Genomic DNA, 3,266 nt, shown 5'->3' with positions numbered 1-3,266 from the left:
GGTCGAACCCGTCCGCCGGACTTGCCGACGGGGACGTCGACGCCGCCTTGGTGCGGCTGCCTTTCCCCGGCCAGGACGCGGTACGGGTGGCGGTGCTGTTCACCGAGCCTCGGTGTGTCGTGCTGCCCACGGCGCACCGCTTCACCGCGCGCGACGCGATTCCCTTCCGGGACCTGTGGGACGAGCCGTTCGTGGCAGCGCCGCCCGAGTCGGGCCGCTGGCGGGACTATTGGCTGGCAACGGACGAACGCGAAGGCCACCCGGTCCGCATCGGCGCCGTTACCGACCAGCCCGACGAATGGCTCAGTGCGATCGCCAACGGCTACGGCATCGCCCTCGCCCCCGAATCCGCCGCCCGCTACTACGCCCGCCCCGGCATCGCCTACCGCCCTGTCATCGGTGTCAGCCCCAGTCAGGTCGCCGTCGCCTGGTCCCCCGCCGACGACACCAACCCCGTCGTTCAGGACTTCGTCCGCTGCTGCCTGGACAGCAGACCCCGGTGACCAGGACACAGAGAGAGCCGCACATGCCAGTCGAGAACGCCGACCCTCTCGTACGACTCGTCCGCCACGTCCTCGGTGATGACGTCCTCGGCGTCCACCTCCACGGCTCCGCCGCCCTCGGCGGACTCCGCCCCCACAGCGACATCGACGTCCTGGTCGTCGTACGCCACCCGACGACCCACGACCAACGCCGGTCGCTCGTCGAGGAGTTGCTCCGGGTCTCCGGCGGCGAGGGACAGCGACCCCTCGAGCTGACCGTCGTCGTACAGGACGAGGTCCGCCCCTGGTGGTACCCGCCCAACTGCGAGTTCCAGTACGGCGAATGGCTGCGGGACGACTACGAACGCGGCCTCGTCCCGGACCCCGGGCCCATGCCCGACCTCGCCCCGCTCCTCACCATGGTCCTGCAGGGCAACGCCCCCCTGTACGGCCCGCCGCCCGCCGCCCTCCTCGACCCCGTCCCGCACGCCGACCTCACCCGCGCCATCGTCGTCGGCGTGCCGCAGCTCATGGACGAGCTGGATTCCGACACGCGCAACGTCCTGCTCACGCTCGCCCGCGTCTGGACCACCCTCGCCACCGGAGCCATCCGCTCCAAGGACGCCGCCGCCGACTGGGTGCTTCGCCGGCTGCCGGTCGAGCAGCGCCCGGCGCTGGCATGGGCGCGGGACGAGTATCTCGGGGTTCAGCGGGAGGCGCCGTCGCCGGAGGGCGTGCGGGGCTGCGCCGACGCCATGGTCCAAGAAATTCGCATCCTCGCGGATCAGCCTTCGTACGGCCCGCCCAGGTCCCAGCCCTGATACATCGCGTCCGCGAACGCCGCCGCGATCTTGTGTTCGCCGTTCGCGTTGGGGTGGGTGCCGTCGTACGTGTCCGTGTGGATGTCGTACGACGGCGGTGTCGAGGCCAGCAGCAGCGGTGAGCGGGGCTCGTCCAGGTCGGCCACCGTCTTCGCGAGGAGTTCGTTGAAGGACGTCACCTGCGCGGCGAAGGGGGCGTCCGACATCGCCCGGACGTTCGGGATCACCGGCAGGACGACCATCCGCACGCGTGCGTTGCCCGTCCGCGCCCCGGTGACGAAGGCGCGGACGTTGTCCGCCGTCTGCTCCGCGTTCGTGTAGAAGCCCAGGTCGATCAGGCCGAGGGAGACCAGGAGGACGTCCGCGCGGCTTGCGCGTATCGCGTCGCCGATCAGGGGGGCCATGTGCAGCCAGCCCTCGCCCCAGCCGGCCAGGTGGGAGCGGGGGAAGTCCGGTTCGGCGTAGGCGTACGAGGTGGGGGCGTCGGCGGCCTTGTCGTACAGCGTCTCGCGCGGGCCGACGAGGGTGAACGGGCCGCCGTATGTGGCGCACAGGTGGCGCCACATACGGTAGCGCCAGGTGTGTTCGCCCGAGCTGCCGATGGTCATGGAGTCGCCTACGGGCATGAACCTGAGCATCCGCTCATGATGGACGATCGGCGGGGCGGGCGGAGTGTGAGGCCTGCCACGCCCCGGAACTGGCGTGCGGGGTGGCAGGCTTGGGGCATGCGCCGATCGCTCGCCCTCCTCGCCGCGGCCCTGTTCACGGGCGCGCTCGCCGTGCCGTCCGCCTCCGCCGCCGACGGGGACGAGGGGTTCACGATCAAGGACCCGCGTATCACCGAGTCCAGCGGGCTCGCCGCCTCGCGTCAGCACCCCGGCATCTACTGGACCCACAACGACAGCGACGACGGTGCCTACCTGTACGCCGTGGACAGCTCGACCGGCGAGACCGTCGCCACCCTCACCCTGACCGGCGTCGGCACGCCCCGTGACGTCGAGGCCGTCTCCATCGGCCCCGGCAACCAGATCTACGTCGGCGACATCGGCGACAACCTCGGTGGCACCTGGGACCACGTCTGGATCTACCAGCTGCCCGAGCCCAAGGAGCTCCGGGACCGGACCGTGCGGGCCACGCAGTACGTCGTGAGGTACTCCGACGGCGCCCGCGACGCCGAGTCGCTCATCGTGCATCCGAAGACCGGGCGGGTCTACATCATCGACAAGAAGGAGGAGGGCGGGCACCTGTACGAGGGGCCGGCGAAGCTGTCCTCCTCCGGAACGAACGTCTTCAAGCCCATCGCCGCCGTTCCCGAACTGGAGGCCACCGACGCCGCGCTGTCCCCGGACGGTGAGCAGCTCGCCGTACGCAGCTACTTCGGCGGTATCGCGTACGACTGGAACGGCGGGCAGATCAAGCGGACCGGGCGGCTCAGCGTGCCGTTCCTGGGGCAGGGGGAGTCCGTCACCTACTCCGCCGACGGGACGAAACTCATGTACGGCAGTGAGGGGGAGGGGAGTTCGGTGGAACCGGAGGATGTGCCCGGGGCGTCCTCGGAGTCCAAGTCGCCCTCCGACAAGGGAAGTTCGAGCGCTGGTGGCGGGGATGAGGGCGGGGGCTTCTCGGCCCGGACCGGGGCGCTCGCGGTGGCCGTCGCCTGCGCCGTCCTGCTCGGCTTCCGGGTGCTGCGGCGCAAGAGTTAGCTAGTGCCCCGGCAGGCAACGTTTGCCCGTCAAGGAGCGGCGTCCGGTGCGGCGAGTGGGGGCACCTCCCACGCCGTTAAGGCAGTGGGGGAGCGTGCCGGGCGTCGCGACGGGGCGAACGTTGCCTGCCGGGGCACTAGTGTGATGCGCCTGAAATCCTGGGCTTAAGTCTCATGCTGGTTTTTGGTGGCCGGTGTAGCGATCTTGGTGAGGTAGTCGGCGAGGGATTTGAGGATCTCGTCGGCGGTCTTGGTCCACTT

The 3,266-nt window shown here is 70.4% G+C and carries 4 protein-coding genes; 3 read left to right on the top strand and 1 reads right to left on the bottom strand.

Going from position 1 to position 3,266, the window contains the following annotated elements; all coding sequences use genetic code 11:
• A partial coding sequence (locus ACTWQJ_RS48990; RefSeq protein ID WP_443312826.1) for a LysR family substrate-binding domain-containing protein occupies positions 1-503 on the top strand: 503 nt, incomplete at its 5' end.
• Positions 504-526: 23 nt separating this feature from the next.
• Positions 527-1,303 (top strand): aminoglycoside adenylyltransferase family protein, encoded by a 777-nt coding sequence (locus tag ACTWQJ_RS48985; RefSeq protein WP_443312825.1) that lies wholly within the window; start codon positions 527-529, stop codon positions 1,301-1,303.
• On the opposite strand, the gene ACTWQJ_RS48980 is transcribed toward ACTWQJ_RS48985, so the two are convergent.
• Positions 1,267-1,941 carry a GDSL-type esterase/lipase family protein gene (locus ACTWQJ_RS48980; protein WP_443312824.1) on the bottom strand — a complete coding sequence of 225 codons (675 nt, stop codon included), beginning with the start codon at positions 1,939-1,941 and terminating at the stop codon, positions 1,267-1,269. The two genes, ACTWQJ_RS48985 and ACTWQJ_RS48980, sit on opposite strands and share 37 nt — an antisense overlap.
• 87 nt (positions 1,942-2,028) lie before the next feature.
• On the opposite strand from ACTWQJ_RS48980, the gene ACTWQJ_RS48975 reads away from it, so the two are divergent.
• Positions 2,029-3,006, top strand: a complete 978-nt coding sequence (locus ACTWQJ_RS48975) for a WD40 repeat domain-containing protein (RefSeq protein WP_443312823.1) — start codon at positions 2,029-2,031, stop codon at positions 3,004-3,006.
• Positions 3,007-3,266 lie beyond the last annotated feature (260 nt).

This window comes from Streptomyces sp. KR55 (genome assembly GCF_052245645.1).
GTDB lineage: Bacteria > Actinomycetota > Actinomycetes > Streptomycetales > Streptomycetaceae > Streptomyces > Streptomyces flavusporus.
Note: the sequence above shows the minus strand (reverse complement) of the source record. Positions and strands in the feature narration are given on the sequence as shown.

What these genes read in the sequence shown, in the direction of transcription:
- ACTWQJ_RS48975 (WP_443312823.1), top strand. Translation starts at nt 2,029, where the DNA reads ATGCGCCGATCGCTCGCCCTCCTCGCCGCGGCCCTGTTCACGGGCGCG.
- ACTWQJ_RS48980 (WP_443312824.1), bottom strand. Translation starts at nt 1,941, where the DNA reads ATGCTCAGGTTCATGCCCGTAGGCGACTCCATGACCATCGGCAGCTCG.
- ACTWQJ_RS48985 (WP_443312825.1), top strand. Translation starts at nt 527, where the DNA reads ATGCCAGTCGAGAACGCCGACCCTCTCGTACGACTCGTCCGCCACGTC.